The 26,448-nt window shown below is 70.5% G+C and carries 26 protein-coding genes, 1 pseudogene and 1 other annotated feature; of the genes and pseudogenes, 9 read left to right on the top strand and 18 right to left on the bottom strand.

Annotated elements, in window-relative coordinates; all coding sequences use genetic code 11:
- Positions 1–33: 33 nt before the first annotated feature.
- Positions 34–693, top strand: a complete 660-nt coding sequence (locus tag CFT82_RS03625) for a DUF4245 domain-containing protein (protein ID WP_159461845.1) — start codon at positions 34–36, stop codon at positions 691–693.
- Between the two features lie 13 nt (positions 694–706).
- Here CFT82_RS03625 and CFT82_RS03620 read toward each other — a convergent pair whose 3' ends face one another.
- Together CFT82_RS03620 and xseA are read right to left on the bottom strand one after the other, a co-directional pair.
- Positions 707–1,012, bottom strand: a complete 306-nt coding sequence (locus CFT82_RS03620) for an exodeoxyribonuclease VII small subunit (protein WP_088817681.1) — start codon at positions 1,010–1,012, stop codon at positions 707–709.
- A complete protein-coding gene (gene xseA / locus CFT82_RS03615; protein ID WP_088817680.1) occupies positions 1,009–2,283 on the bottom strand; it encodes an exodeoxyribonuclease VII large subunit in 1,275 nt (424 codons plus the stop codon). Before xseA ends, CFT82_RS03620 begins: the two co-directional genes overlap by 4 nt.
- 683 nt (positions 2,284–2,966) lie before the next feature.
- Between xseA and CFT82_RS03610 the strand changes: the two genes are divergently transcribed.
- Positions 2,967–3,986, top strand: a complete 1,020-nt coding sequence (locus CFT82_RS03610; RefSeq protein ID WP_088817679.1) for a 4-hydroxy-3-methylbut-2-enyl diphosphate reductase — start codon at positions 2,967–2,969, stop codon at positions 3,984–3,986.
- A gap of 97 nt (positions 3,987–4,083) precedes the next feature.
- Here CFT82_RS03610 and CFT82_RS03605 read toward each other — a convergent pair whose 3' ends face one another.
- Together CFT82_RS03605 and CFT82_RS03600 are read right to left on the bottom strand one after the other, a co-directional pair.
- Positions 4,084–5,151: an LLM class flavin-dependent oxidoreductase gene (locus CFT82_RS03605; RefSeq protein WP_088817678.1), complete on the bottom strand. Its 1,068-nt coding sequence runs from the start codon at positions 5,149–5,151 to the stop codon at positions 4,084–4,086.
- Positions 5,152–5,260: 109 nt separating this feature from the next.
- The gene (locus CFT82_RS03600; RefSeq protein ID WP_088817677.1) at positions 5,261–6,433 is read right to left on the bottom strand and encodes a DNA recombination protein RmuC; all 1,173 of its coding nucleotides are present in this window, start codon (positions 6,431–6,433) and stop codon (positions 5,261–5,263) included.
- Between the two features lie 179 nt (positions 6,434–6,612).
- Between CFT82_RS03600 and CFT82_RS03595 the strand changes: the two genes are divergently transcribed.
- Both CFT82_RS03595 and CFT82_RS03590 read left to right on the top strand, forming a co-directional pair.
- The gene (locus CFT82_RS03595) at positions 6,613–7,302 is read left to right on the top strand and encodes a hypothetical protein (protein ID WP_088817676.1); all 690 of its coding nucleotides are present in this window, start codon (positions 6,613–6,615) and stop codon (positions 7,300–7,302) included.
- Entirely contained in the window at positions 7,299–7,955 is a 657-nt protein-coding gene (locus tag CFT82_RS03590; RefSeq protein ID WP_088817675.1) for a 4'-phosphopantetheinyl transferase family protein, read from the top strand. The genes CFT82_RS03595 and CFT82_RS03590 overlap by 4 nt, the downstream gene beginning before the upstream one ends.
- 39 nt (positions 7,956–7,994) lie before the next feature.
- On the opposite strand, the gene CFT82_RS03585 is transcribed toward CFT82_RS03590, so the two are convergent.
- Positions 7,995–8,681, bottom strand: a complete 687-nt coding sequence (locus CFT82_RS03585; RefSeq protein ID WP_234994256.1) for a hypothetical protein — start codon at positions 8,679–8,681, stop codon at positions 7,995–7,997.
- Between the two features lie 138 nt (positions 8,682–8,819).
- Here CFT82_RS03585 and CFT82_RS03580 point away from each other — a divergent pair, with 138 nt between their 5' ends.
- The 3 genes from CFT82_RS03580 to CFT82_RS11860 are packed head-to-tail and all read left to right on the top strand — an operon-like array spanning position 8,820 to position 12,718.
- Positions 8,820–10,064 (top strand): multidrug effflux MFS transporter, encoded by a 1,245-nt coding sequence (locus CFT82_RS03580; RefSeq protein ID WP_088817673.1) that lies wholly within the window; start codon positions 8,820–8,822, stop codon positions 10,062–10,064.
- Between the two features lie 31 nt (positions 10,065–10,095).
- Positions 10,096–11,190, top strand: a complete 1,095-nt coding sequence (ychF, locus tag CFT82_RS03575; protein ID WP_088817672.1) for a redox-regulated ATPase YchF — start codon at positions 10,096–10,098, stop codon at positions 11,188–11,190.
- Positions 11,191–11,197: 7 nt separating this feature from the next.
- On the top strand, positions 11,198–12,718 hold the full coding sequence (locus CFT82_RS11860) for a recombinase family protein (RefSeq protein ID WP_234994319.1): 1,521 nt from the start codon (positions 11,198–11,200) through the stop codon (positions 12,716–12,718).
- Positions 12,719–12,862: 144 nt separating this feature from the next.
- Here the strand turns inward: CFT82_RS11860 and CFT82_RS11855 are convergent, their stop codons facing one another.
- The 6 genes and pseudogenes from CFT82_RS11855 to CFT82_RS03540 all read right to left on the bottom strand — a co-directional run.
- A complete protein-coding gene (locus tag CFT82_RS11855) occupies positions 12,863–13,657 on the bottom strand; it encodes a hypothetical protein (RefSeq protein ID WP_200815040.1) in 795 nt (264 codons plus the stop codon).
- Complete coding sequence (locus CFT82_RS03560; protein WP_088817671.1) at positions 13,650–14,213, bottom strand: recombinase family protein; 564 nt, start codon at positions 14,211–14,213, stop codon at positions 13,650–13,652. The genes CFT82_RS11855 and CFT82_RS03560 overlap by 8 nt, the downstream gene beginning before the upstream one ends.
- Before the next feature lie 7 nt (positions 14,214–14,220).
- Complete coding sequence (locus CFT82_RS11850; RefSeq protein ID WP_200815039.1) at positions 14,221–14,406, bottom strand: HNH endonuclease; 186 nt, start codon at positions 14,404–14,406, stop codon at positions 14,221–14,223.
- 32 nt (positions 14,407–14,438) lie between these two features.
- A complete protein-coding gene (locus CFT82_RS03550; protein WP_159461844.1) occupies positions 14,439–15,413 on the bottom strand; it encodes an IS3 family transposase in 975 nt (324 codons plus the stop codon).
- Positions 15,327–15,455: a sequence feature (AL1L pseudoknot), on the bottom strand. It overlaps the preceding gene by 87 nt.
- A gap of 24 nt (positions 15,456–15,479) precedes the next feature.
- On the bottom strand, positions 15,480–16,637 hold the full coding sequence (locus tag CFT82_RS03545) for an IS30 family transposase (protein ID WP_015780200.1): 1,158 nt from the start codon (positions 16,635–16,637) through the stop codon (positions 15,480–15,482).
- A gap of 74 nt (positions 16,638–16,711) precedes the next feature.
- Positions 16,712–16,969 (bottom strand): annotated as a pseudogene (locus tag CFT82_RS03540) (transposase); the annotation flags it as partial.
- 100 nt (positions 16,970–17,069) lie between these two features.
- Between CFT82_RS03540 and CFT82_RS03535 the strand changes: the two are divergent.
- Entirely contained in the window at positions 17,070–17,243 is a 174-nt protein-coding gene (locus CFT82_RS03535; protein ID WP_200815038.1) for a hypothetical protein, read from the top strand.
- Between the two features lie 119 nt (positions 17,244–17,362).
- Here CFT82_RS03535 and CFT82_RS03530 read toward each other — a convergent pair whose 3' ends face one another.
- Both CFT82_RS03530 and CFT82_RS03525 read right to left on the bottom strand, forming a co-directional pair.
- Positions 17,363–18,121: a hypothetical protein gene (locus CFT82_RS03530; protein ID WP_088817668.1), complete on the bottom strand. Its 759-nt coding sequence runs from the start codon at positions 18,119–18,121 to the stop codon at positions 17,363–17,365.
- On the bottom strand, positions 18,118–19,338 hold the full coding sequence (locus CFT82_RS03525; protein ID WP_234994255.1) for a sugar nucleotide-binding protein: 1,221 nt from the start codon (positions 19,336–19,338) through the stop codon (positions 18,118–18,120). Before CFT82_RS03525 ends, CFT82_RS03530 begins: the two co-directional genes overlap by 4 nt.
- A 12-nt stretch (positions 19,339–19,350) precedes the next feature.
- Between CFT82_RS03525 and CFT82_RS11845 the strand changes: the two genes are divergently transcribed.
- Positions 19,351–19,626 carry a hypothetical protein gene (locus CFT82_RS11845; RefSeq protein ID WP_200815088.1) on the top strand — a complete coding sequence of 92 codons (276 nt, stop codon included), beginning with the start codon at positions 19,351–19,353 and terminating at the stop codon, positions 19,624–19,626.
- Positions 19,627–19,675: 49 nt separating this feature from the next.
- On the opposite strand, the gene CFT82_RS03520 is transcribed toward CFT82_RS11845, so the two are convergent.
- From CFT82_RS03520 to CFT82_RS03495, 5 genes are all read right to left on the bottom strand, one after another.
- The gene (locus CFT82_RS03520; RefSeq protein ID WP_088817667.1) at positions 19,676–21,733 is read right to left on the bottom strand and encodes a relaxase/mobilization nuclease domain-containing protein; all 2,058 of its coding nucleotides are present in this window, start codon (positions 21,731–21,733) and stop codon (positions 19,676–19,678) included.
- Between the two features lie 4 nt (positions 21,734–21,737).
- On the bottom strand, positions 21,738–22,184 hold the full coding sequence (locus tag CFT82_RS03515) for a MobC family plasmid mobilization relaxosome protein (protein WP_234994318.1): 447 nt from the start codon (positions 22,182–22,184) through the stop codon (positions 21,738–21,740).
- A gap of 299 nt (positions 22,185–22,483) precedes the next feature.
- Complete coding sequence (locus CFT82_RS03510) at positions 22,484–22,975, bottom strand: hypothetical protein (protein ID WP_088817665.1); 492 nt, start codon at positions 22,973–22,975, stop codon at positions 22,484–22,486.
- Positions 22,976–23,037: 62 nt separating this feature from the next.
- A complete protein-coding gene (locus CFT82_RS11840; protein ID WP_200815037.1) occupies positions 23,038–26,037 on the bottom strand; it encodes a hypothetical protein in 3,000 nt (999 codons plus the stop codon).
- The gene (locus CFT82_RS03495) at positions 26,034–26,399 is read right to left on the bottom strand and encodes a helix-turn-helix domain-containing protein (RefSeq protein WP_234994254.1); all 366 of its coding nucleotides are present in this window, start codon (positions 26,397–26,399) and stop codon (positions 26,034–26,036) included. The genes CFT82_RS11840 and CFT82_RS03495 overlap by 4 nt, the downstream gene beginning before the upstream one ends.
- Positions 26,400–26,448 lie beyond the last annotated feature (49 nt).

The following is a 26,448-nucleotide window of genomic DNA, read 5'->3' as shown; positions in this document are numbered from 1 at the left end:
TGGGCCCGAGACCGCGGTGCGAGAATGCGCGCCATGACCGAGCCGACCCCACCGCCCGCCACCGACCCCGCCGCCGAGAACGTCGAGGCCGGCGCGCAGCCGTCCGGCGAGGCGGCTCCGGCTCCGCGGCCGCGCCGGGGTGGCAACTGGAAGAGCATGCTCTGGTCGACGCTCATCGTGACGGCGATCGTGCTCGTCTGGTACGTGATGGCGGCGATGCCGGACTCGGTGCCGGATCGCACCGTCGACGCCGACGTGCAGGCCGAGGTGGCCGAGCGCGAGACGGGGCGCGACGTCGCGCAGGCCGTGGGTCTCGGGGAGGGCTGGGGTGCCTCGCACACCTCGCTCTCGCCGGATGGCGCGGATCGCGTCTGGCACGTGACCTACCGGACCCCGGAGGGCAAGCACCTGAGCATCGACCAGCGGATCCTCTCGGCGGACTCCGACGGGCAGAAGAGCGACGGGAAGGCCGGCATCGGGCCGTGGGTCGACTCCGTGGCGGGCACCTCCGAGGCGACCGGGGAGGTCGAGATCGGCGGCCGCACCTGGGAGACCCGTCTGCGCCCCGACCCGGACCGCCGTTCCGCGGTGCTCGCCGAGGCGCCGGACCGCTCGGCCGTGGTGGTCAGCGGGGACGCCTCCGAGGCCGAGCTGCGGGAGCTCGTCGAGGCGCTCGAGCTCGGCTCCGACTGACCCGGGGGCGGGGTCAGTCCTCGTCGCTGTCGTCCGGGGTGCTGGCCTCCTCGGAGCCACCGGCGTCGGCCGCTGCGCCCGCGGTGGTCTGCTCACCCGGTGCTCGTGCCTCGACCCGGTCGGTGATCCGCTGCTGGGCGGCGTCCAGCCAGGAGGCGCAGTGGTCGGCCAGCGCCTCGCCGCGCTCCCAGAGCGTCATGGACTCCTCCAGGGGCAGCTCGCCCCGTTCCAGGGTGGCCACGATCTCGAGCAGCTCGGCGCGGGCCTGCTCGTAGCTCAGCTCCTCGACGGGTGTCTGCTGCGGGGTCTGCTCGGTCATGCTGTCTCCTTCTGGGAGTCCGGCTCGGGGGCGCCGAGCACACGGCTGGCGAAGTCACCGTCGGCGACGGTCACGCGCAGGATCTGGTCGGGTTCCACCTCGGACCGGTTGGTCACGACGTGCCCGTCGGCGGTCCGCACCACGGAGTAGCCGCGCTCCAGCGTGCCCAACGGGCTGAGGGCCCGCAGGTGCCCGCGCGTGGCGGTGACGTTCTCGGTCTGGGCATGCAGGCGTCGCTGGAGGGATGCCCGGGCCCGGGCGCGCACCTCGTCGAGCTGCTGGCGGGGGCGGGTGACCATGACGGTGGGGTCCGCGAGGACCGGCCTGGCCCGCGTGGCCTCGAGGCCCTGCCGCTCGGTGCGCAGGCGGTGGCCCAGCGCGCCGCGCAGCCGCTCCCGGCCGAGGGCGATGCCGCGGCGCTCCTCGGCCTCGTCCGGCACCACCAGCTTCGAGGCGTCGGTGGGCGTCGAGGCGCGGACGTCGGCGACCAGGTCGAGCAGGGGGCGGTCCACGTCGTGGCCGATGGCGCTGACCACCGGGACGGGGCAGGCCGAGACCGCGCGGATCATCGCCTCGTTGCTGAAGGGCAGGAGGTCCTCGAAGCTGCCTCCGCCGCGGGCGACGACGATCACGTCCACCTCCGGGGTGCGCTGCAGCTCCTCCAGGGCGGCGATGACGCCGGTGACCGCCTGCGGCCCCTGGACGGGGGTGTTGTGGATGACGAACTGCGCCCCGGGCCACCGGCGCCGGGCGTTCTCCACCACGTCCTTCTCCGCGGCGGAGGCCCGCCCGCACACCAGGCCGATGCGGCGGGGGAGGAAGGGCAGGGCCCGCTTGCGGCCGGGGTCGAAGACGCCCTCGGCCTGCAGCTGCTGGCGCAGCCGCTCCACCCGGGCCAGGAGCTCACCCACCCCCACGAGCCGGATGTGCCGGCAGAACAGGGAGAGGGAGCCGTTCTTCACGTAGAAGCGGGGCTTGGCCTGCATCACGACGCGGGCGCCCTGCTGCAGCTCGGGCTGCACCTTGTCGACCACGCCGGAGGGGGCCATGACCCGCATCGAGACGTCCGCGTCGGCGTCGCGCAGGGTCATCCACACCCAGCGGGCGCCCGGACGGCGGGTGATCTCGATGAGCTGCCCCTCCACCCACAGCGGGGACATGCGCTCGACGTACTCGTCGATCTTCCGCGAGAGGGTGCGCAGCGGCCAGGGGTTCTCCGGCGTGGTCTGCGCCGCCTTCTCCGGCAGCTGGTGCGGGGTGGGCTCGGACATGCCGGAGACTCTAGGCGCCCGCCTCGGACACGGCGACGCCCCGCGCCGCATCCGCTGTGGACGGGCCCGGGGCGCCGGGTGGTGACTGGGGGTCAGCCGCAGTGGAAGGGGCCGATGTCGGTCCTGTAGGTCTTCCAGTTGTCGATGATGAGTGCGTGCACATCGACACACTTGGCTCGCCATGTTCTTGTTGGAGGCGGGGCCCGCATAGGTCGTGTAGATGCCCTCGTCCCGGTAGGTCGGGTCGGGCAGCCGGTTGCCGCCCACGCTGCCGCCGTCGATCCAGACGCCCGGGCAGCCGCCCGAGGCGCGCACCGACGGCGCCTCCTCGACCGGCTTCAGGAAGCCGCTGGCAGCGGCCGCGGGGACGCCGGCGGTGAGGGCGAGCGAGCAAGCGGCCGCCAGGGTGCCGGTCAGGATGGAGCGCTGGGTCTTCATGGTTCTTTCCCTCCCGTGTCCTGCGGATCGACCCCCTGCCGATCCGCGGGGTGCGAGCCGACCCCCTGTCGGCCCGTTCGCGGGTCGATTCCCCCCAACCCGCGAGATCGACGCTAGGTGTGGGCCGCCGGCTCGAAGTCACCCTGCAGGGGGGGATCCCGACATCGCCCTCTCTCCCCTGGTCGCAGGTGGGGGGCTCCCTCCCGGGGGCTGGCCAGCGGAGGGGCGAGGCCTAGACTGGAGGGGTGGATACCCAGACGACCCCTGAGACCAAGCGCGTCCTCCTGGCCGCCCCTCGCGGCTACTGCGCCGGCGTCGACCGGGCCGTCGTGACGGTCGAGAAGGCCCTCGAGCTCTACGGCGCGCCCATCTACGTCCGCAAGGAGATCGTGCACAACAAGCACGTGGTGGACACCCTCACCAAGCGGGGCGCCATCTTCGTGGAGGAGACCGACGAGGTGCCCGAGGGCGCCACCGTCATCTTCTCCGCCCACGGCGTGGCGCCGATCGTGCACGAGGAGGCGCAGGCCCGTTCGTTGAAGTCCATCGACGCGACCTGCCCGCTGGTCACCAAGGTGCACCGGGAGGCCGTGCGCTTCGCGGACGACGACTACGACATCCTGCTCATCGGCCACGAGGGCCACGAGGAGGTCGTCGGCACCGCCGGGGAGGCTCCTGAGCACGTGATCCTCGTCGACGGCCCGGAGTCCGTGGCGTCCATCGAGGTGCGGGACCCGGAGAAGGTCGTCTGGCTCTCCCAGACCACCTTGAGCGTCGACGAGACGATGGAGACGGTGCGCCTGCTGCGGGAGCGCTTCCCGGCCCTGCAGGACCCGCCGAGCGACGACATCTGCTACGCCACGCAGAACCGCCAGTCCGCGGTGAAGCAGATGGCGCCGGACCTGGACCTCATGATCGTGGTCGGCTCCCGCAACTCGTCGAACTCCCGCCGGCTGGTGGAGGTCGCCCTGGAGCACGGTGCCCGTGACGGCTACCTGGTCGACTACGCCGCCGAGGTGCAGGACGAGTGGTTCGAGGGCGTGGAGACCGTGGGTGTCTCCTCCGGTGCCTCGGTGCCGGAGATCCTCGTGCGGGATGTGCTGGACGACCTCGCCGCCCGCGGCTACCTCGACGTGGACGTGTTCACCGCGGCCGAGGAGAAGATGCTCTTCCAGTTGCCCGGTGAGCTGCGCCGCGACCTGCGCGCCTCGGGTCTGGACGACACCTCCACCGAGATCCGTCACGATGCGGGGGCTCTTCCCTGAGCCTTTGAGCACCACGAGGGCCGGCAGCGGACATGTCCGCTGCCGGCCCTCTGGCGTGGTGGTCCACGGTAGTTGCCACGCGCCACCGGGGGCGGCCTCAGGACACCGGGTCGCCCTGCACGGGACCCTCGGTGTTGGGCTTCCAGCCCAGGGCCGGGGCCACGTACTGGGCGAAGCTCTCCAGGATGTGCAGGTTGAGGTCCACCCCGGCCTGTGAGGGGATGGTCAGCATGAGCGTGTCCGCTGCCTGCACCGCCGCATCGGCCTGGAGCTGCTCGATGAGCTCGTCCGGCTCCCCAGCGTAGGTCCGCCCGAAGGTCGACCGGTGGCCGTCGATGATGCCGATCTGGTCCCCGTCCTGGCCGCCGCGCACCCCGAACAGCATCTTGTCCTGCTGCGTGACGATGGGGAAGACGCTCCGGGAAACCGAGACCCGCGGGGTGTGCGTGTGCCCGGCCTCGCGGAACGCAGCGCGGTAGCGCTCGATCTGCTCGGCCTGCAGGTCACCGAAGGACGCGCCCGTGGCCTCGGTGAGCAGGGTGGAGCTCATGAGGTTCAGCCCCTGGCGGCCGGTGCTCTCCGCGGTCTCGCGGGAACCGGCACCCCACCAGATGCGGCGCACCAGGTCCTCGGAGTGCGGCTCGACCCGCAGGCCCTGGCCCGGGCGCACCGGGGCGCCGTAGGGCTGCTCGGCTGCACGGGCCATGGGCTCGCCGGAGATGGCCTTGAGGAACAGCTCGAACTTGGCGCGAGCGATGTCTGCCCCGCGCGGGTCGGTGGACCCGGTGTACCCGAAGGCTTCCCATCCGCGGTCCGCCGGCTCGGGGCTGCCTCGGGAGACGCCCAGGGCCACGCGGCCGTCGGCCAAGAGGTCCAGCGCGGCTGCTTCCTCGGCGAGGTAGAGCGGGTTCTCGTAGCGCATGTCGATCACGCCGGTGCCCACCTCGATCCGCTGCGTGCGCGCTGCGGCCGCGGCCAGCAGGGGGAAGGGAGCGGCGGACTGGGGGACGAAGTGGTGTACGCGGAAGGAGGCGTTGTTCACGCCCAGCTCATCCGCGCCGACGGCGATGTCGAGCGCGTCGTGCAACATCTGCCGGGCACTCAGTCCGCCGCGTGAGGGGTCGCCACCGTAGTGGCCAAAACTCAGGAACCCGAATGCCTTCATGCCCCCCAGCCTAATCATGTGACGCATCACCCAGTGTCGAGGGGGGTGGAGTCCCGCGGCCGGGGGGGTGTGCGGTGGAGAGGTCCGGGTGGCCGTGACGTCGGTCGTCTCATTCGTTCGGGCGGTTAGTTCGGGCGGTCAATTCGGGCGCCGTCAGCGGGCGCGCTGCGGCGGTGACCCCCGGCGCGTGCGGCAGCTCCTCACCCGGGAGCCCGAGGTCGGTGAACCGCCGGGCGCTGACCAGGACCCGCGACTCGAGGCCGCCCACCAGCTGGTTGTAGCTCTCGACGGTGCGGGTGAGCTGGCGGCCCATCTGGTCCAGGTGCCCGGCGGTGGTGGCCAGCCGTTCGTGGAGCTGGCGGCCGAGCAGCAGCACCTCCTCGGCGTTGCGCTCGACGGTGTCGTGCTGCCAGGTGACCGCCACCGTCCGCAGCAGCGCCATGGTGGTGGACGGCGAGGCGAGCACCACCTCCTTGGCCAGGGCGTCGTCGTAGAGCGCCGGGTCGGCCTGCAGCGCGGCGGCCAGGGTGGCGTCGGTGGGGACGAAGCAGACCACGAACTGGGGGGTGCGGCGGAACGCGCTCCAGTAGGCCTTCCCGGACAGGGTGTCGACGTGCTGGCGCAGGGCCTTGGCGTGCTGGGTGAGCAGCCCGGGCCGGTCGGCCTCGTCGACCTCCTGGGCGGTGAGGAAGGCGGTCATCGGGGCCTTGGCGTCCAGCACCACGACCCGGTCGTCAGGGAGGTTCACCACCATGTCGGGGCGCACCTCGCGATCGTGATCGCTCACCGCGCGGACCTGCTCGTCGAAGTCCACCCGGGCGAGCATCCCCGCGTGCTCGACCAGCCGCCGCAGCTGGGTCTCGCCCCAGGTGCCGCGCACCCCGCTGGAGGCCAGCGACCCGGCCAGGGAGGTGGTCGCTGCGTCGAGGCGTTCGGTGGAGGCGGCCACGTGTCGCAGCCGCTCGCCGACCTCGCCGAACTGCTCCACCCGGTCGCGTTCCAGGGCGGTGACCTGCCGCTCCATCCGTTCCAGGCTGCGCTGCACCGGCGTGACGGCCTCCAGGACGCGGGCGCTGGAGGCGGCCTCGGCCTCGCGCTCCTGCAGGCTCGTCTCCGCCCGCTCGGCCCGCTCCTGCAGGGACCGCGAACGCTCCCGCAGGACAGCCAGCTGGGTGGATCCTCGCGTGCCCCGGGCCCACCAGCCGAGCAGCGTCCCGAGGGCCAGCAGAGCCAGGGCGCAGACGAGCAGCATGGGCAGGAGGGTGGTGGGGTCCTCTGACATGCGCGCAGCATCGCAGCCACTACCGACAGCCACGGCCCCGGCTCCGGGCCGGGAGGAGGGAGCAGCCCCGGGACGAGTGCCGGAGGTGTCACGTGCCCTCGGCTCCCCACCGGGGGCGAGGCCCCGCTAGCGTTTGACCTGTCAGTGCAGCAGCTCGCCCGGCAGGAGAGGTATCGCGCATGAGCACGGAACGGTTCGGACCTTGGGCGGCGGTGTTCCGCGGCAGGGGGGCGGTGCCCGGGTGTGCCGAGGCAGTCGCGGCCATCCTGGAGCCGCTGGGCGTGTGGTGCCACTACGTCGGGCCCGGCGAGGAGATGAGCCTGGGGGAGGCACTGGCCAAGGGTCCGCTGGTGCTGGCCCACCCCGGCGGGGGCACGGTCCAGGACGAGTGGGAGCGGATCGGCCCCGATGTCGACCTCGTCGCCCCCTACGTGGCCGGCGGGGGCGGGTACCTCGGCTTCTGCCTTGGCGCCTACCTCGCCGGGCAGGGGCCGGGCTACGGGATCATCCGTGGCGGTGGCGACACCGACCAGTGGTTCCGGCGGCCCGGGGCCGACGTGACGCACGGTGACCCTGCCACGACGACGATCCAGTGGCGGGGCCAGTGGCGCGAGGTGTTCGTCCAGGACGCGCCGGTCCTGCTCGTCGACGAGCAGGACCCCTGGATCCGGGTCCTCGCCCGCTACGTCAACGGCGACGTGGCGGCGACCCTCTCCCGGTGGGAACGGGGGTGGGTCGGTCTGACGGGCCCGCACCCGGAGGCGACCGTCGACTGGTACACCGACGCCGGTCTCGAGCCCCCGCAGAACTCCACCCGGGACCTGGCCATGGACCTGGCCACCGCGGTGACGGGTCTCGTCGGACGGTGACCCGACGCCTCCGCGTGGAGGTGCTCTGGACACCGGTGGGGGCCGACCCCCATGCCCGACGGGAGGCCGGCTGGAGGCTGCGTGACCTCCTGCTGGCCCGTCGCCTGGGGGTGCCGCAGGCCCGGCTCCCGGCGCCGGTGCGCTCCTGCGAGTGGTGCGGTGGTCCCCACGGGCGCCCTCGCCTCCCCAGTGGCGCCGTCCAGTTCAGCACCTCCCGCGCCCCGGACGGTCAGGGTGGCTGGGTCGTCGCGGTGGCCGCGACCGACGCGAGGTGGTGGGGTCGGGTGCCGGCCATCGGCCTGGACCTCGTCGGACCGTGCGGGGACGTGCCCCGGCCGGCGGACGTGTTCAGCCCACGTGAGCTGGAGTCAGGCCCGGCAACGGGGCTCGCCGGGGTGCGGAGGGCGTTCGCCCGCAAGGAGTCGGTGCTCAAGGCGGCCGGCTGCGGGCTGGCGGTCCCCCTGTCCGCGGTGACCGTGACCGGTGCCCGTGGCGGGTCGGGCGAGTGGGTGGCACGCCTGCCGCGGGTGCCCTCCCTGCGGGGGCAGGACGTCGCCGTGGGCTCCTGTGTCGGTGCGGTGGCCGTGCTGGGCAGCCGGTGGGGCCGCCGCCCGCGGGTGGCGGCCGAGGTCCGGCGGCACGACCTCTGCTGAGGTCACCGGTCTGCGGTCACGGGGCCGGTCGTCGCCGGGTCACAGCACCGGCTGCCGGTTCTCCGGGGAGGGGGCGATGCGCAGCTCGCCGTCGAAGTCCTCCACCACCCAGCGGTCCCCGTCGGGGACCACGCGCAGCTTGAGGCGTCGGTTGATGTCTCGCTCCACGAGGGACTTCTCCCAGGTGAGGCCGGCCCGGGTCACGAGGGTGAACCTCAGCTCGTAGGCCTCCCCGTCCACGGGGCGCACCGTGCCCGCGGTGATCCACGAGCCGTGGTGGACGGGCTCCATGCGGCGGGCGTGGAACTTCGCCGGCCACTCGTGGAAGCGCAGGAGGTTCACCGTGTCGCGGGCCTCCCGGTCGCCGGCCAGGTCGGCGTCGACGAACTCCTGCCAGGCCTCGGCGGTCTCAGGGGTCATCCGCTCGGTCACCGGTGTGGTGAGGGCCTCCTCCCGGGAGGGGCGGTCGGGGTCGAGGAGGTCCTCCTCGGTGGCGTTGTCCAGGGCCCAGCCGGTGATCTGGTCCCAGGCCTCCTCCGCCTCCTCGGTCTCGCTGTCGTCCAGGGACTCGGCGATCCGCGGCGGATCGACGTAGCGCTCGGGCAGCACCTCCGAGCGCGACTGCGGGGTGCAGGCGGACAGCCCCAGGCTGGCTGCGAGCAGGACCCCCGTCAGTCGCGTCGCCGAGGATCGGCCCGATCGTCCTGCGAGTGCGTTCAGCGGCACGTGCATTTCCCCCCTCATGCCACGGCGCCCGCCCGGTCCGACAGGGCGCCTCGGGGGCATGATGCCGGGCAGCGAGAAGCGCTGCACCGGATGCCGTCTCCGCCGCGACCTCGTGGCCGGACGGCAGACTGTGCCCTCGTGACCGCACCCATCTCCAGCTCCTCCACCTCCTCCGCAGCGACGACCCCGACCGGGCGCGACTACCTCCAGCTGGTCCTCGTCCTCGGCGCGCTCACCGCGCTGGGACCGCTGACCATCGACACCTACCTGCCGGCGCTCCCGGCCATCCAGGCCGAGCTGCTCACCACGCAGGCGGCGGTCCAGCTGACCCTCTCGGGCACCCTGCTGGGGATGGGGCTGGGGCAGCTCGTGAACGGCCCGGCCTCCGACGCCTTCGGTCGGCGGCGACCGCTGCTGGTGGGGCTGGCCCTCCACGTGGTGGCCTCCCTGCTCTGTGCCACGGCCACCTCGGTGACGGTGCTCGCCGCGGCCCGGTTGCTCCAGGGGCTGGCGACCTCCGCGGTGTCGGTGACCGCGATGGCGATGGTGCGGGACCACTTCGCCGGCCGGGCGGCGGCGCGCACGATGAGCCACCTGGCCCTGGTCAACGGTGCGGCACCGGTCCTGGCCCCGACCCTGGGCGGGCTGATCCTCACCCGCACCGACTGGCGCGGGGTGTTCCTCGTGCTCGGGGGCATCGCCCTGGTGCAGCTCCTGCTGGCCGCCCTCTTCCTCCGGGAGAGCCTGCCCCCGCAGCGGCGTCGCTCGCTGCGCCCCGCGGCGCTCCTGGGCACCTACCGGGGGATCCTCTCCGACCCGGACTTCCTCCTTCTGGCCGCCACCGCGGGGCTGATGTTCGCCGCCATGTTCAGCTACATCTCCGGGGCGAGCTTTGTGCTGCAGGGTGGCTTCGGCCTCAGCGAGCAGCAGTTCGGGCTGGCCTTCGGTGCCAACGCGGTGGGGCTGGTGGTCCTGGCGCAGGTCAACGGGCGGGCCGTGCAGCGCTGGCACCCGCTACGACTGCTCACCACCGGCATCACGATGGGCGTGATCGGGGCGCTGGGGGTGGTGCTCTGCGCGCTGCTCGGCATCGGTGGTCTGTGGGGCGTGGTCGTGCCGCTCTTCGTGGCGGTCTCGGCCGGCGGGCTGAGTTTCCCCAACGGGCCGGCGCTGGCCCTGACCCGGCACGGGGAGGCGGCCGGCTCGGCTGCGGCGGTGCTCGGGGCGCTGCAGTTCAGCATCAGCGGGGTGACCACCCCGCTGGCCGGGCTTCTGCCGGGGGAGGGGGCGCTCCCGATGGGGCTGGCGATGCTGGCGTGCACCTCGGCGGCCGCGGTGTGCGTGACCGTCCTCTGGCGGCGCGGGCGCGTGCTGGCGGACTGAGGGCTCGTCCGGCCACGTAGACTCCGCGCTCGTGGCACTCACCATCGGAATCGTCGGTCTCCCCAACGTCGGCAAGTCGACCATGTTCAACGCGCTGACCAAGAACAACGTGCTCGCCGCGAACTACCCGTTCGCGACGATCGAGCCGAACGTGGGCGTGGTCCCGCTGCCGGACGAGCGGCTGGCGCGGCTGGCCGAGATCTTCGGTTCGGAGAAGATCCTGCCGGCGACGGTGAGCTTCGTGGACATCGCCGGCATCGTGCGCGGCGCCTCCGAGGGGGAGGGGCTGGGCAACAAGTTCCTCGCCAACATCCGCGAGGCCGACGCGATCTGCCAGGTGGTCCGCGCCTTCGTGGACACCGACGTGCACCACGTCGACGGTCGCGTCGACCCGGCGGGTGACCTGGAGACCATCAACACCGAGCTGGTGCTGGCCGACCTGCAGACCCTCGAGAACGCGATCCCGCGCCTCGAGAAGGAGGTCAAGGGCAAGAAGATCGAGAAGTCGGTGCTCGACACCGCCGTCAAGGCCCGCGGTGTGCTGGAGGAGGGCCATACGCTCTTCGCCCGTGGTGAGGCCGCCGGAGTCGACATGGAGGAGGCCGCGCAGCTGGGTCTGCTCACCACCAAGCCGTTCATCTACGTGATCAACGTGGACGAGGACCAGGTGACCGACGACGCGTTCAAGGCGCGCATGAGCGAGCTGGTGGCCCCGGCGGACGCGATCTTCCTGAACGCGCAGCTGGAGTCCGAGCTGGCCGAGCTGGACGAGGCCGAGGCCACGGAGCTGCTGGAGAGCGTCGGCATCGATGAGCCGGGGCTGCACCAGCTGGCGCGCAAGGGATTCCACACCTTGGGGCTGCAGACCTACCTGACGGCCGGGCCCAAGGAGACGCGTGCTTGGACGATCCACAAGGGCTGGACCGCCCCGAAGGCGGCCGGGGTGATCCACACGGACTTCGAGAAGGGCTTCATCAAGGCTGAGGTGGTGAGCTTCGAGGACCTGGACGAGCTGGGCTCGATGAACGCCGCCAAGGAGGCCGGCAAGGTCCGCATGGAGGGCAAGGAGTACGTCATGGCCGACGGCGACGTGGTCGAGTTCCGCAGCGGTTTGGCATCACGCTGAGACCTACATCGACCAGTCCAAGGGAGCGACCGACAAGACGAAGAAGCGCCCCGCCTACGACCAGATGGTCGCCGACTACCACGCCGGACACTTCACGGCGATCGTCTGCTACGACCTCGACAGGCTCACCCGACAGCCGCGCCAGCTCGAAGACTGGATCGACTGGGCCGAGGAGCGCGGCCTGCAACTCGTCACCGCCAACGGTGACGCCGACCTGTCCACCGACGGCGGGCGCATGTACGCGCGCATCAAGGCCGCCGTCGCTCGCGCCGAGATGGAGCGCAAGAGCGCCCGTCAGAGCCGTGCTCAGGTCCAGCGCTCCCAGCAGGGCCGACCGCCCAAGGGCATCCGCCCGCTGGGCTATTCCCTCGACGGCCGAGTCCTCAAGCCTAAGGCCAAGGCGGTGCAGGCGATTTACGCGGCCTTCCACGGCGGGGCGTCCTTGCGAGGCATCGCTCGCGCACTGTCGGGCATCCAGGAGACCGACGATCAGAAGGCCCACCAGGTCGCGGGCGTTCCCAAGATTCAGCGCCATACCCGCACCCTGGCCATCGAGCGCAACAAGCGTCGCGCCGCCGAGGGGCTGGCTCTCAAGGACGTCCCCGAGGACGGTCCCTGGGCAGAGAGCAGCGTGCTGGGAATCCTGAGAAACCCCCGCTACGCGGGTTACTCGGTCTACACCGACGTCAAATACCGCATCCAAGTGCGGCAGGCCAACGCGAAGAAGAAGGCCGAGCTGGAAGCACAGACGGGCAAGGAGGTGAAGGCGGTTCGCGGCAAGCGCCGCGAGTGGCGCGAGTTCATCGTCAAGGACGGCGAGGGCAAGCCGGTGATGGGCAAGTGGGAGCCTCTGGTCTCGGTCGAGCTGTGGGAGAGCGTCCAGGACATCCTCGACTCCGAAGAGCGCGTCACCAACCGGGTCGGCACCCACCGCCGCCACCTCGGGAGCGGGCTCTATCTGTGCGGGCTGTGCGACGAGCCGGTGCGCGGCGCGTCGCGCGGGTACCGCTGCAAGCACGGCCACATCAACCGCTCGGGCCGCGACATCGACGACTTCGTCCGCAAGACCATCGCCCGACGGCTGGCTGAGCCCGACGCGCTGCGCACCGTGCCCGCCACTGACTCGCCGCGGCTGGCAGGGCTGCTCGCCGAGATCGACGAACACCGGGACCGCATCAAGCGCGCCGAGCGCGACTACGACGAAGGCTTCCTCGAAGCCGCAGACCTCAAGCGCAACCGGGACCGCTCGAACGATGCCATCGCCCGGCTGGAGGCCGAGGTGAGGGACCTGCCTCGCGGGACAGTGAACGTGCCCGTCCTGGCCGCAGAGGACCCCGCCCAGGCGTTCCTCGACGGCGACCTGAACACCCAGCGCGCCACCGTCGAGACGCTGGCCACCGTGCGGCTGTTCCCCTGGCCCCAGGGCTCGAAGGTCAACCTCATGGTCAGGGGTGAGAAGGTCGTCAACCCGAAGTTCATCGAAAGCGTTGGCATCGCCTTTGGCGACGAGCCCGCCATCAAGGAGTAGGTGCCTGCGTGGTCGCAGGTTCAGATCCTGTCAGCCCGACGAAAGGCCTGGTCAGAACGATGTTCTGACCAGGCCATCGTCGTTTCCAAGATCAAAGTGACCGCTAAAGTCACCGCAAGCACGCAGTGCCCCCAGGACAGGTCGTTACCCCTCGCAGCGGCGGTCAAACAGGGACCAGCCACGCTTAGTGAGGCTGAAGACCTTGCCGAAGACGTCTGCCAGCTCGACGAGGTCACCTCCCGCAGCGAACTCGGCCATGCCACCGCCGACGTGCTGCGCATGGCTGCTCCGGCCCACCAGCTGCCACGTGAGCGCATGGGCATCCCCGCTGAGCTGCCGCCACAGCAGACGGACGTTGAGGGCCTCCTGCGGGGCGAACACGAACTCCGAGACAACCCGCACGATACTGGTCATCTCCAGCGCCTGGCCCTCCTTCAGTCCGTCAGCAGCACGCCAACGCGCACGGGCCTCAGCCCGTCTACGACGCATGTGCTCCCCGGCGTCAAACCACTGGGCGGCATCCGGGTGCGACACGTCAACGTGAGGCCGAATGTCGTCGTGGTACTGCAGCGCCCGCTTGTAGAACTCCTCGACCACCCTCAGCGCCCGCTGCTGTCGGTCCACCGCGGGGTCGGGCCCGAGCACCCATACAGCCATGCTGCTGCCCACCAGGGCGCCTCGAAGCACCGAGAAGTGCGCGGTCGGGAACACCTCCCCAGCCTCAATCGCGGCCCGGGCCAGGTTCAGGTGCTGGGTCGCCGACACCAGGGATTGGCGGGCGACCTCGGCAGGATCGAGATAGGGCCACACCGCTTCGTCGCTGGCCAGCTCGCTGCCGGGCTCAGGGCGCTCCACCCCGCGGGACCGTGCCCGCCACCGATCGAGATCCTCGTAGGCCAGGCGGATCGAGGCCAGAGCATCCTGCTCGTCCTCAGTCACCCGTAGGCCTATCCAGCGCACGGTAGACGGTCTGACGCGACACCCCCAGCGACCGAGCGACAGCGGCGACGCTCTCACCGCTCTCGACGGCCTTGCCAGCCAGCCGGACCTGCTCAGCGGACAACTTCGGCTTGGGGCCAGCCACCCGCCCCTCGGCCCGGGCGTGCGCCACGCCCTCCTTGGTGCGCTCGATCAACAGGTCACGCTCGAACTCGGCGGGGCCGGACATGATCGTGACCATGAGCCGACCCTCCTTGGTGCGGGTGTCCAGCTCGGGCTTCATCACGATGACCGCGACGTCCTGCTTGGCCAGTCGCTCGATCGTGCGCAGCGTGTCCAGTGCCGTGCGGCCGAGCCGGTCAAGGCGGGTGACCACCAGCACGTCATCGTCGCGCATGTAGTCCAGGGCGGCCTTCAGGCCGGGCCTGGCGGACTTGGCGCCGCTGATGGTGTCCTCGAACACCCGGGCGCACCCGGCGGCCTCCAGAGCCCCACGCTGGGTCTCCAGCGACTCGCTCTGGCCCTTGGTGCTGACGCGGGCGTAACCGATCTTCATCGGTGGATCACCAGATGTCGCGCTTGGCGTTGTTGTGGCGCCTGCACAACATCTGGCAGTTAGCCTCGATCGTCTTGCCACCCTTCGACCACGGCTGCACATGGTCGCCGTCCATCTCCGCGAGCTGCCAGATCCGGGTCCCCTGGTCGTTGCGCTCCTCGGGGTACTTCTCGCAGTCGGGGCAGTTCGACACTCCACGACTCTGGGTGAATCGCCCCGGTTTTCTTAGAGGCTCGCAAGGACCGTGTCGGCGGGCGCCGTCACGGGGTGGTGCTGATGGTAGGTGTTCTCCTTCTCGGCTGGTGGGACCATGCCGATCTCGCCGTGGAGTCGCTGGTGGTTGAACCAGTCGATGTACTCCGCGGTGGCGATCTCCAGGTCGTCGATGCCTCGCCAGGGGCCATGGTTGCGGACGAGCTCGGCCTTGAACAGCGAGTTGAACGCCTCGGCCAGGGCATTGTCGTAGGAGTCACCCGTGGACCCGACCGACGCGGCCGCACCGGCCTCGGCGAGTCGCTGGGTGTAGCGGATGGCGACGTACTGGACGCCCTTGTCGCTGTGGTGCTTCAACCCGGTCACGTCCTGCCCATGACGGCGCCGGTTCCACAACCCCATCTCCAAGGCATCCAGCGCCAGGTCGGTCCGCAGCGACTTCGAGACCTGCCAGCCCACGACCATCCGGGAGAAGACATCGATCACGAACGCGGCGTACACCCATCCCGCGAAAGTGCGGCAATAGGTGGGGGCACCTCCCGCTTGCGGGGGAATGTCAGCGACCCAGAGCTGGTTCGGGGCCGTGGCAGTGGGGGCACCTCCCGCTTGCGGGGGAAAGTCGCGTTCCACCAGGTCCGGCCGACGTTCCGGCCCCTTGCCCGGCACCGTCGTGCGAGGGCCCTTGGCGCGGCTGACACCATGCAGCCCATCGGCTCTCATGAGGCGTTCCACGGTGCACCGTGCGGCGTCGATGCCTTCGCGCCGCAGCTGGGCGTGGACCTTCCGGGCCCCGTACACCCCGTAGTTCTGCACGTGGACCCGCCGGATCTCCACCAACAGCTGCGCGTCGCGCAGGTCCCGCTTCGAGGGCTGCCGCGTGGCCGCGGCGTAGTACGTGCTCGGAGCGATCTTCGTGCCCGCAGCGGTGAGCGTGCGACAGATCGGCTCGACTCCGAACTCGTGCCTGTGGTGATCGATGAAGTCCACGATCAACGGTGTGGGCGGTCGAGCTCCGCCGCGAAGAAAGCCGAGGCCGACTTCAGATCGGCGGATTCAAGCGGTGGGCGCAAGGAACTCTGCGAGCTTCTCTGATGGTGTCAGATAGCCCAGCGTCTTGCGTGGCCGGCCGTTGAGGCTGTCCTGGATCGCGTCGAGCTCCTCGCGGGTGACGGTGCTCAGGTCACTGCCCTTGGGGAGGTACTGGCGCAGCAGCCCGTTGGTGTTCTCGTTGCTGCCACGCTGCCACGGCGAGTGCGGGTCGCAGAAGTAGATCGGGATCCCGGTGGCCGTGGTGAACGCGGCGTGCTTGGACATCTCGGCGCCTTGGTCCCACGTGATCGTCCTGGCCAATGACGTGGGCAACGTCGTGATCGCTTCACGCATCGCGGCCTCTACCTGCTCAGCGCTCTTCCCGTCTGGCAGGTGCAGCAAGAGCGTCATCCGGGTGGATCGTTCCACGAGGGTGCCGACTGCACTGCGGCTGCCTTCCCCGAGGATCAGATCGCCTTCCCAGTGACCCGGTACTGCACGGTCATCTGCCTCGCCAGGACGCTCGCTGAGCATCACCATGCCGGGGATTCGGCCACGGCCGTCGGTGGTCCCACGGGGCCTGCGAGTGGCGCGGCCGGACCGCAGGCACCGGGCCAGCTCGCGACGCAGCTCGCCGCGTCCCTGCACGAACAGCGACTGGTAGATCGTCTCGTGGCTCACGCGCATCTCCGGGTCGTCGGCGTGATCCAACCGGAGGCGCGCGGCGATCTCCTGGGGTGACCACAGCTGCTCGAGACGCTTGGCCACCTCCTCGAGGAGTCGGCCCGGTGCGAGCTTGAACCGCTTGGGCCGTCGAGCCTGCTCGCGGGCATGCTCGTGGGCGTGCCAGGCCGAGTACCCGGCTCGGCCACCACCGCGCTTCACCTCGCGACTGACAGTGGACACGGCCCGACCCAGCTGGCGCGCGATCGCCGTGAAGGTGTCGCCGCGGTTGATCCCGATCAGGATCTGCTCGCGCTCGTCGATCCTCAGGCAGCCGTGACGTGGTTCCCAGCCGAACGGCCTGGCCTCGACGTGCCTGCCAGCGCGGGCCATGATGCCAACCATCGGCGCGCTGCAACCGACCTCCTTCGCGATGTCGACCAGCCGCCAGCCCTTGGCATGCAACCTGAGCGCGAGCTGCTTCTGCTCCCGACTGAGATGACCGTGCTTGCCCTGCATCCGGGCCCTCCTGTGATCGGCGACTACCTCATCTCACAGGACTCGTTGCACTGACCGCTTGAATCCGCCATCGCGTTGGCCCGCCGCAACTCACGGTTCTCCCTCTCCAGCTCGGCCACCTTGGCGGCCTCCTGCGAGGTCACTCCCGGCACCGTGCCGTCGTCCACCTCTGCCTGGCGGACCCAGCTGCGCAGGGACTCGGGGTGGACCCCGAGCTGGTCACCGATGCGCTTGAACGCGCCGCGCCGTGTCACCGGGTCTCTACGAGCCTCGACCGTCATCCGCGTGGCCCGCTCCCGCAGCTCGTCGGGGTACTTCCGTGGTGCTGGCATGCTCTGCATCCTTCCGTGGGATCAGAGCCTCCACCAAAACCGGGGCGGTTCAGCTGTGGAAAATCTCGCCGCAGTGGATTCGCGTCTGCTGGGCGTCGTCATGAACGGCATCACACGCTCCCAGCGCGGCAGTTCCGCCTATGGGTACGGGTACGAGAGCACGTACCACAAGTCCCACGAGAAGTACCTGCAGGGAACCGGCACGGTCGGCACGGCCGGCAAGAAGTCCCGTCGGGCCGCACGCGCGGACAGGAATCGCACGAAGAAGGACTGACGCCAGTCCACGCCACGCAGTGGGGCCCCGCACCTTCCGGTGCGGGGCCCCACTGCGTCTGCGCGCGGGCCAGTGCTGGCGTCTCGGCCGCGTCCCCGTGCAAGTGCCGGTGGCCCGGTTCAGCTGCTCCCCTGCTGCAGTTCTGCCGTGGCCTCGGCGTCCGGCGTGACCGCCATGCGCCCCTGAGTGCTGGGAGGGTAGGGTCCGCTCCTCCCCCAGCGGCGTTCGAAGTTGAGAGTCTCCGGCTGCTGCGGCCCGGTGGGCCCGTCCGGGTCCACGAGGATCTCCCGGTATGCCCAGATATCCAAGGGCAGGCACCGGCCATTTTCGGACATGGAGAAGTTGGCGGCCTTCACATGGAAGGTGTCGAGGTACAGCCGCCCGTCACTCGCGACGTTTGCCGGGTCGATGATGCCGGTGTACGTCCAGGTGTAGGGGGTGTACACGAACCCGTCGGCCTTGACCTGCGGGGCACCCAGCACGGGGCCTGACCACAGCGAAGAATGCCCCGCGGCCGCCTGCCAGGTGATCGGGTTCTGTGTCGCAGTATGAGTGCCGCGCACCCAGTAGACGAGCTTGGCGTTGCTGTAGCTGCCGTCCTCGGAGACGTCGTAGACGTAGAGCCCCCAGGGCGCGCCATCGGGAGTGTCGCCCCAGCCGGAGGGCGCCGAGTTGACATCGAGATCATAGCGGCAACGGCCCAGATCAGTCGGCGAGTTCAGCACCCAGCCGTTGATGCCGGGATCCTTGCGCAGCGAGACGGCGAAGGACGGTGCCGCCGAGACCATGGCGACGGCGGGGACAGACCAGGCCAGACCGGTGGCGACGGCGCGCCGACTCGGGCCTGACGCGGTGGTGGAAGCAGAGTGAGCGTTCATGACGGGACCTTTCGGGGGCGATGTATGCCAGATGTATTCTCTCTGAGCAGACGCGATTTCTGCAAGAGTATCAGCGTGTGCCACACGAAGAGTGTCACGTGTGCCACCCGAAGAGTATCACGTGTGCCACCCGCCGCTTCTGACAGGTGGTCTCGCAGGCGTTCGCGCTGATCCGGGGCGGTGTAGCCGACGGCGGCCAGGGGCCCGAGGTCGAGGGCGCTGTTGGTCGGCCGCGGTGCCACGCCCTCCTTGCCGGCCAGGTCCGCCGCGGTGGTCGTGGCGGAGACGCGCCCGGCGTCGTGGCCGGTGTCCTCGAAGACCCACCGGGCGACGTCGTGCCAGGTGACCACGTCACCGCTGTTGGTCATGTGGAACGTGCCCGTGGGCGCGTCCGTGGTGACCAGGTGCAGCAGGGCGTCGGCGAGGTCGTCGGCGAAGGTGAGGCGGCCGTGCTGGTCGGCGACGACGGCCGGGTCGATCCCGCGCTCGGCGAGGGACGCCATCGTGGCCACGAAGTTCTTCCTCTCCCCGATCACCCAGGAGGTGCGGACGATCCAGTGCCGCGGCACGGTGCGCACCGCGGCCTCACCGGCGGCCTTCGACTGGCCGTAGACGCCCAGCGGCGCGAGCGGGTGGTCCACCGGGTGCTCCTGCCCCACGGGGAGGGTGCCGTCGAACACGTAGTCCGTGGAGACGTGCGCCAGGGGCACGCCGGCCTCGGTGCAGCGGCGGGCGAGCTCGGCGGCGGCGGTCGCGTTGACGGCCCAGGCCTGGGCCCGGCCCTCGGGCGTCTCGGCGGCGTCCACCGCGGTCATGGCGGACGCGTTGACCACGGCGCGCAGGCCGCGGAAGTGCTCCCGCGGCCACGAGGCCGGGTCGGTCATGTCCCAGGTGTCCCGGCCGTGGGCCTCGACCGGGATCCCCGCGGCCGCGGCGCGGGCCACGAGGGCGCGGCCGAGCTGCCCGCCGGCGCCGAGCACGAGGATCGGGGCGGGCGGCATGGGGGTGACGTCCGCGAGCATCGGGTGGGCGCGGTCCTTGTCCGAGAGCTCGGCGTCCTCGAGCGGGATGGGCCAGGCGATGGCCGCCGTCGGGTCCGCGAGGTTGAGGAACGTGTACTGGCCCTGCGCGTCGGCGGACCAGTGGTCGTTCACCAGGTACGTGTAGGCCGTGTCCGGCTCGAGCGTCTGGTAGGAGTTGCCCACCCCGCGCGGCACGAAGACGGCCTTGTGTACCCGCTCGCCGACCTGAACGAGTCCGCGCCCGAGACCGGCCTGTACCTGGCTGCGGACTTCGCCTCCGGCATCAACGTGGGCAGCTGCGCGGCCAACCCGACCGACGACGACGCCACCGAGACCTTCACCTTCCGGACCTCCCAGGACGGGGAGGGGGCCGACTTCGCCGAGTTCGACTACACCGTCCTGTCCGATGGCTCGATCACCGTGGTCGAGGCCGAGGTCGAGGACTACGAGCGCGACGTCAACGGCGACTGGATCGCCAAGTAGACCACGCGCAGCCGCAGGCCCGCTCCCGTCGGAGCGGGCCTGTCGTCTTTCACCCCTCCACCCCTCCGGCGTTCGGTGGGCGCTCCAGCCCGTCCTCGTGGTTGACCTCGAGGTCGGCCTCATGGACCGACTTGAGTGCCTTCTCCCTGCTGGTCAGCTCTCGCCTCGTGGCCTCGTGCCTCAGCTCGGCCAGCGTCGAGGGCTCGCCGTCCCAGGCGTGGTCGCCCGCAGCGACCTCGGCGCGCATCGCGTCGGCCAGTGCCTTGTCCTGGCGCACCTCGACGGCCCTGCGGGCCACGGCGAGCTTCGCCGCGCGGCGCCACAGCTCGAAGGCCACCGAGGCGTCCAGCGCGTCCTCGTAGCGCTCCAGCGTGGCGCTCCTGAGCCCCTTGGCCAGCGCGCCGTCCAGCGGCTCCCCGGCGGCCAGTTGCACGCGCCAGCGCTCGTCGATCTGGACCATCTGCCCCCATGCAGCCACCTCGCGCTCGCGCGTCGGCCTCCTCTCCCGCAGCGGCGACTCGTAGGGCGCAGCGGCCCGCACCTCGGAGGTCGAGGACGCCTCGGCCCTGGACCCGGCGGTAGCCGGGGCTGGGGCCGGAGTCGTGTCGGCGGCAGCCGGCGCGCTCACCTCGGCCACGTCCTCGACCGTCTCGATGGCACGCTGCTGCTCGGCCTCCCGCTCGCGCTCCCAGGCGGTCTTCGGCTCGTCGAGCGCGCGCCACGCGGCGATGGCGGCGTCGACCTCCGCGTAGCCCATCCCGGCGCTGCGCATCGCGCCGCGGTCGGGCGTGCGCAGCCGCCACTTCTGGAGGTCCCAGGCGTCGAGGACGACCTTGTCGGCCAGTTCCGCGTCCGGTCCATCCGCGTCCGGTCCATCCGCATCGGATCCATCCGCCACGGCGACGCCGTCGCCTGCGCTCTCGGGCGACGGCCCAGCGGGCGCCATGACCGCCTCGAATCCAGCCCGTCGGGCTTCAGCCATCATCTCCTCCGCACGGCGCTCCTGCTCCCACTGGGCGGCCAGCGCCGCGGCGCTCTCGCTGCGCCGCTCAGCCAGGGCGTCGTCGAGGCTGCTCGCCATCGCCGGGCGCATCTGCGCCGCCGACATGGCCGGTTTCGGCGCGGCCTGCGCAGCCAGCTCGGCGTTGCGCTGGATCGTCTCCTCGACGTGGTCGAGCATGGCGAAGCGGCCGAGCCTGCTGGCCCGTCGCCGGTCGCTGGGACTCGGCTCGATGTACTCACCGTCCGCCCCGCGGCGCTTCATCTGGTAGGTGAGCCCGCGGCCCTTCTCGCCGCGCTGCTCGACCACGACGCCGACCTCGGCCAGCACCTGGGCGTACCCGTCGAAGTCGGTGTAGCCCGTGGCCTCGAGCGCAGTCCGGATGCGCTCCTTCAGCACCGCGAAGCTGAACGGCTCCGGCTCGCTCGGCGAGGCCCCGGCGCTCCACTTCTGGTGCTTGTCCAGCCCCCGCTGCTCGGACTTCTCCTTCAGCTCCCAGCCCGTGGATGTCAGCTCGTTGCGCTGCTCGTACCCCTGCGCGGCGAGCACGGCGTCATGAGTCTTGGACAGGACCGAGTGCTTCACGTTGGACGACGCGAAGCTCTTCCCCGTGGCCTTGTCGATCGAGTCGATCACGATGTGGTTGTGGACGCAGCCGGTCTTCCCGTCGACCTGGGTGACGACCAGCGCGCGGCGGTGGTCACCGGCGAGCGAGCGGGCCAGCTCTTGGCCCAGCCGGTGCCCCTCCTCCCAGTCGTCGGGATCGTCGGGGTCGAGCGCCCCCGCACCGTCCCGCGCGAAGCTCTGGATGACGTGGTACGCCTGCACATAGGCGCCCTCGGTGACGTCGCGGTAGGTCGGCTGGCCCGTCACCTTGTCGGTGCCCCACTGCACCTTGACCGTCCTCGTCCCGTCCTTGCGCCAGCGCTTCCGATTGTCCCGGAACTGCCCCTCGGCGAACTCCGGGATGCAGCCGTTGATGCCGCTCGCAGCCACGAACCGGTCGCCCTTGGCCTGACCGTCCTTCTCGGTGAGCGCATACGCAATCAGCCGCGCCGAGTTCCTCGTCGGGCTGGACATCACGACCGCTGCGATGGGCTTCACCATGACCTCAGTCAGCCACTCCCGCGATGCGCCCGGCCAGCTCCACCAGCCTGCCGTCGATCGCTTCGAGCTGGCGCTTCACGTCGTCGAGGTCGCCGGTCACCTGACCCGTCTGGTGGGCGACCTTGGCCATCTGGTTGACGTTGTGACCGACCTTCCTCATCTCGGTCCTCAGCTCCTGGACGCCGTCGATCAGGCCGTCCACCACATCGGGATCGGCACCGCCCCTTCGTGCCGATGCCTGGGCCTGCTCGCGGGCCAGTCGTCGGCATCCGTCCTCCACCGCTTCGCGGATGATGTCCGAGACGGTGACGGTCCGGCCCGTCGCCTCGCTCGCCCGCTTCGCGGACTCCTCGGCGAGGTCGAACGATGACTGCGTCATCCTGAGTTCGACCCGCTTCGGGTAGATCGCCCGCCTACCCCCTCGCCGCCTCGGCTGCGCCTCGTCCGGCATCGTCACCACGTCGGCCGACCTCCCCTCGGTAATGCTGCAACCGGGCTGTCCGGTGGGCTGCGCACCCCCATCAGTATACCCGGTTGCAGCATTACGGGCGAGCAGTTCAACTGTACGGGTGTTTGGCTCCGCCAAACCCCCTCCCAGTTGCTGCCCGCCCCTCGTCGGCTCCGCCTCCTCGGGGGACAGGGCTACCGCCCTCCCCATCTCTGCTGCGCCCCGGCGGGGCCCCTCCCAGTGCGTCGAAGGACCCCGGCCCGCATCCGCGGAACCGGGGTCCTGGGGACCGTCCACGACGACTACGCGCCGTAGACCGAGAAGCCCCGCTCGTGCGCGTCCTCGCGCTCCTCGGGCTCGTCGTCGTCCTCGTGGACGCCACCGTCGGCGACCGTCTCCCCGTCCTCGAGGACGGGCTCCTCGGCCTGCTCGAGACTTGCCTCGCTCGCGGCCCCGCGCGCCTTCAGCGCGACGACTGCTTCGACGAGGCGCGCGGCCCGCTTGGCCTCGTCGCGGTCCTTGCGGACCCGGCGCACTGTGCCGTCCTTGGCCGTCTTCTCGGTCACCTCCTCCTCGATGCCGAACAGCTCGTACAGCTCCTCCATCGCGGCGCAGCGCGCCTCACCGGCGTGCTTGAGCGCGTCCTTGACGGCCTTCGCGGCGGCCCTCTCCTCAGCCTCGATGGCCGCCTGCTTCGCGGCCAGCTCGGCCTCAAAGGCCTTCCGCTCGGCCACGAGGTCGGCGAGCCGCTGGACCCGTTGCTCGCGCCTGGTCATGGTCGTGTTCTCGGTCATCGTGATGCCTCCTCGGGCGTCGTTGTTCGGGAGCCCATCCCCGGGGTGGGCGATAGGTGGAGCTACCACTCGGGCAGCCCTTCTACGACCTCGACCAGGGCGGCCAGATCGACATCTGCGAGCACACGAGCACGACGGTCGCGCTTGGACATGTGCTCCCACTGCGCACGAGAGAACTCGCCGTAACCAAGCGACCCGAGCCAGGCCAACTTCTGCTCCACGGGCACCCGCGAGGCGAGCACGGGCAGGGACACCAGCCCCTCCTTGCGCGCGGCCACCAACTCGGTCAGGAGCGCCGACTCAGCCGTGCGGATGCGCCGCCCCGCCACCGAGTCGTAGCGACGCTGCCACGTCCGCCATTCCTCCTCGGTGCGCAGGCACCCTGTCGGCCGGTCAGGGCCGGTCGTGCCTGGGCGCATCGCCGCGATGTGGCGGGCGATCTCCCGGGCGCGCTGGTAGTCATTGACGTTGTCCCACGGTGCCGTGTCGAACCCCGCCAGTTCGTAGCCGTCGACGCGATCGACACGCAGCGTCTCCATCACAGGACGACGCTTCATGTCGAAGTCGAGACTCACCTCCGGCGCACGCTCGACGGGATGAAAATCGACACGGTCCTTTGACCGGGACAGTTCCCGGAACGACGGGAATGAGGTGTACTCATTGACGACCTTCCCCGTCCGGGAGACGGCGAGGTTGCGGAACCAGCGGCGCTCCTCGAGCGACAGGCGATCCCGTTCGGTGTCGTCGGCATCGAAGCGAGGACGCAGGTCGGACGGAGTCTTGAGCCCGGCGCGTGCGAGCACGCCGCCGAGTCGGGCGCTCACGTTCCCACGGGTGGTCAGGTTCACCAGGTCGTCCTGGGTGTGCTTGATCTCCCAGACCCCGGGGTCGCCGACGAGCGCTTCGCGCGCATCACGGAAGACGTCGGAGGCACCGAAGCAGTCGAAGGCCTCGACGTCATCCTCGGTGGTGATGAAGCCGTCGGTGGTCACCGAGATCAGGTCGACCTCGTTGGCCATCCCGAGCAGGAGGGCGCGGACGAGGCTGGTGATCATCGCGGCGTGGTAGGGACTGGTCACCGACGATCCGCCGATGGACTCCATCTCCTCGGCCCAGGCGTTCCAGCCCGACCGTTCGGCGACATCCTGGGCGAGCTTGCCGTAGCAGGAGTTGCAGGCCACCTTGACCACCTGTTCGACGAGCGAACCCTTACCCCAGACACGCTTCGCCTCGGCGCGGTCGGCGACCATCTGACGCACGGCCGCACGCATGGAGCGCGACGGTCCGCCGTCGTGCTGGAGCACTCGCAGCCGGTACCCGATCTGCACCCGGACCCGGGCCCCGAGCTTGAGGGCCAACGCAAGCTCGGGACCGCAGACCCATGCGCCGTTGAAGCCGTCGAAGCCGACGGCGTCCATACCCTCGCCCTGGGCTGCCCCGGCTCCCTCGGAGGTGCGAGAGTAGACCACGGACTGGCCCACCTTGACCGGCAGGCACGGCTCGACCCCCTCGGGGAACTCCCAGCTCGCATAGGCCACCAACGGCGTCACGATCCCCAGCGGGAAGTCTTCGGGGGTGAGGTCGCGGTCCTTGATCACCTCCTCGATGCACCCGTTCTCGAAGTCGACATCGACGATCGCGGCCATCGCCGAGGGGTAGGCCGACTGGATGTCGTGGTCGTAGGTCCGGGTAGGGAAGTGCCCGACCCGCAGACAGGAGTTCCAGCCCCCGTGGAAGGCCTTCTTGTACGCGGAGTGCGCCTGGTTGGCATCGCCATCCACCGGAGTCAGTGACCGCACCGAATAGAAGCTCAGGCCGTCGTCGTCGGCGGCCTCGCCGTCGTTGACCCGGACCAGCCCCTGGAACCGCGCCATGAACTCGGCGTTGCTCGCCCCAGCGATGCCCCAGTACTCCTTGATGCCCGCCCGCAGGGCGTGGGCACCGCCACCCGACAGGGTTACCGCGGGCACGGCGTCGACGCCCCACAGCGCCGTCAAGTACTCCAGCACGATCACCGCGTCGTTGACGCCGTAGTCGAGGAACTCGACGAGCCGCTCGCGCCTCAAGCGGGTCATGTCCTCGATCGAGTCACCGATGCCGAGCTTGGGCACGCCGCAGACCGCACCGAGCACAGCCAGCGACTTCTGCCCCGGAGCGGACTGACCCATCGTGTCGCGCACGGTGATCGAGAGGGGCAGCCAGCGCTCACCCGTCCCGTGGGAGCCCGGGCGGGCGATCATGCGGATCGGCTTGAGCGAGACGAGGCCACCAGACGCTGAGGTCACCCGGCGCATGATGTCGTCGTAGCGACCGTCCCCGCGCTGGCGCGCCGGCCGCGCGAAGGCGGTCAAGTCCGCAGGCAGGTAGTGACCCGCCAAGACGATCTCGACGCTGTGGTGCTTGAACAGGGCGGCCATGCTCGCCCGGTAGTCCCCGTCCACCCAGAAGTCCCGACGTGGCACGCCCTTGGGGTCGGGGAGACCAGCGGCTCGCCACAGACCGCTCTCACGGACCACGACGGCCAGCGAGTCTTCGACCGCCAGACACTCATCGACCAACGGCAGGAGCACGATCTCGAACCGCCACGCAGGATCCTCGGGATCGAACACCGAGAACTGGTAGCTGTCGATCCGCCGCGACCCGTCGGGGAGGTAGGTGAACTCGGTGTCGAAGGCGATCGTCGGAGCGAACTCGCCGGTGCTCATCGCACGCACCGTGGCGAGGTCCCCGAAGGCCGGAGAACCGGCTCCTGAGACGGTCAGCGGGGGCACGCTGGCACTGGCCGTTCCGGCCAGGCCAGTCTGCACTCCCATAGGGGAATATGGCCTGAAAGCCTTTTCCCTGGCCAGAGGGTCATTCGAGAGATTTTTCGTGTCACCGTTTTCGATTTCGGTGACACGAGAGGCCCCGATTCGAGCCTCAGAAGGGCCTCCTGGAGCCCTCTCGACGCGCCTCACGAGCACGGCCGTCGAGACCCCCGAGACCTCCTCGCAGGAGACGGTCCAGGACGTGTTGCGGAGCTGCTCGGAGATGCTCTGGAAGTCGTTGTCGACGGTGCTCATGCAGCACCCCCGAACAGGGAGGCGAGGCGACGGCACTGCTCATCGGTCAACGGGGGAGCGCTCGCCACGATCCGCTCGACCGCCGCCTCGACGTCGGCAAACGTGGGCTCCGCCGGTTCGATGGGGACGACCAGAGCGGAGAGGTCCTCGCGGCGGACCTTGATGAGATTGCCGATCTTGGCGGCAGCCAGCTCCCCGCGCTTGATGCGCTGGCGCAGCGTCCAATGGGAGCCGTAGCCGAGTTCGACTACTTCGGTGAGGGTGAGCCACTCCCGCTCGGGGAGGGGCCGACGGACAGGTTGACGGTCGTGAATGGGCTGTGACGCCGCGGTGGCCTCGCTGATGCGCAAGGGAATGCACACCGCACGTCCCGGCTCAGGCCAATCCGGAATCTGCCTCCACCGTCAGGGA

Source organism: Kytococcus aerolatus (assembly GCF_900187395.1).
Classification (GTDB): domain Bacteria; phylum Actinomycetota; class Actinomycetes; order Actinomycetales; family Dermatophilaceae; genus Kytococcus; species Kytococcus aerolatus.
This window is presented reverse-complemented; position numbering and strand designations above follow the sequence as displayed.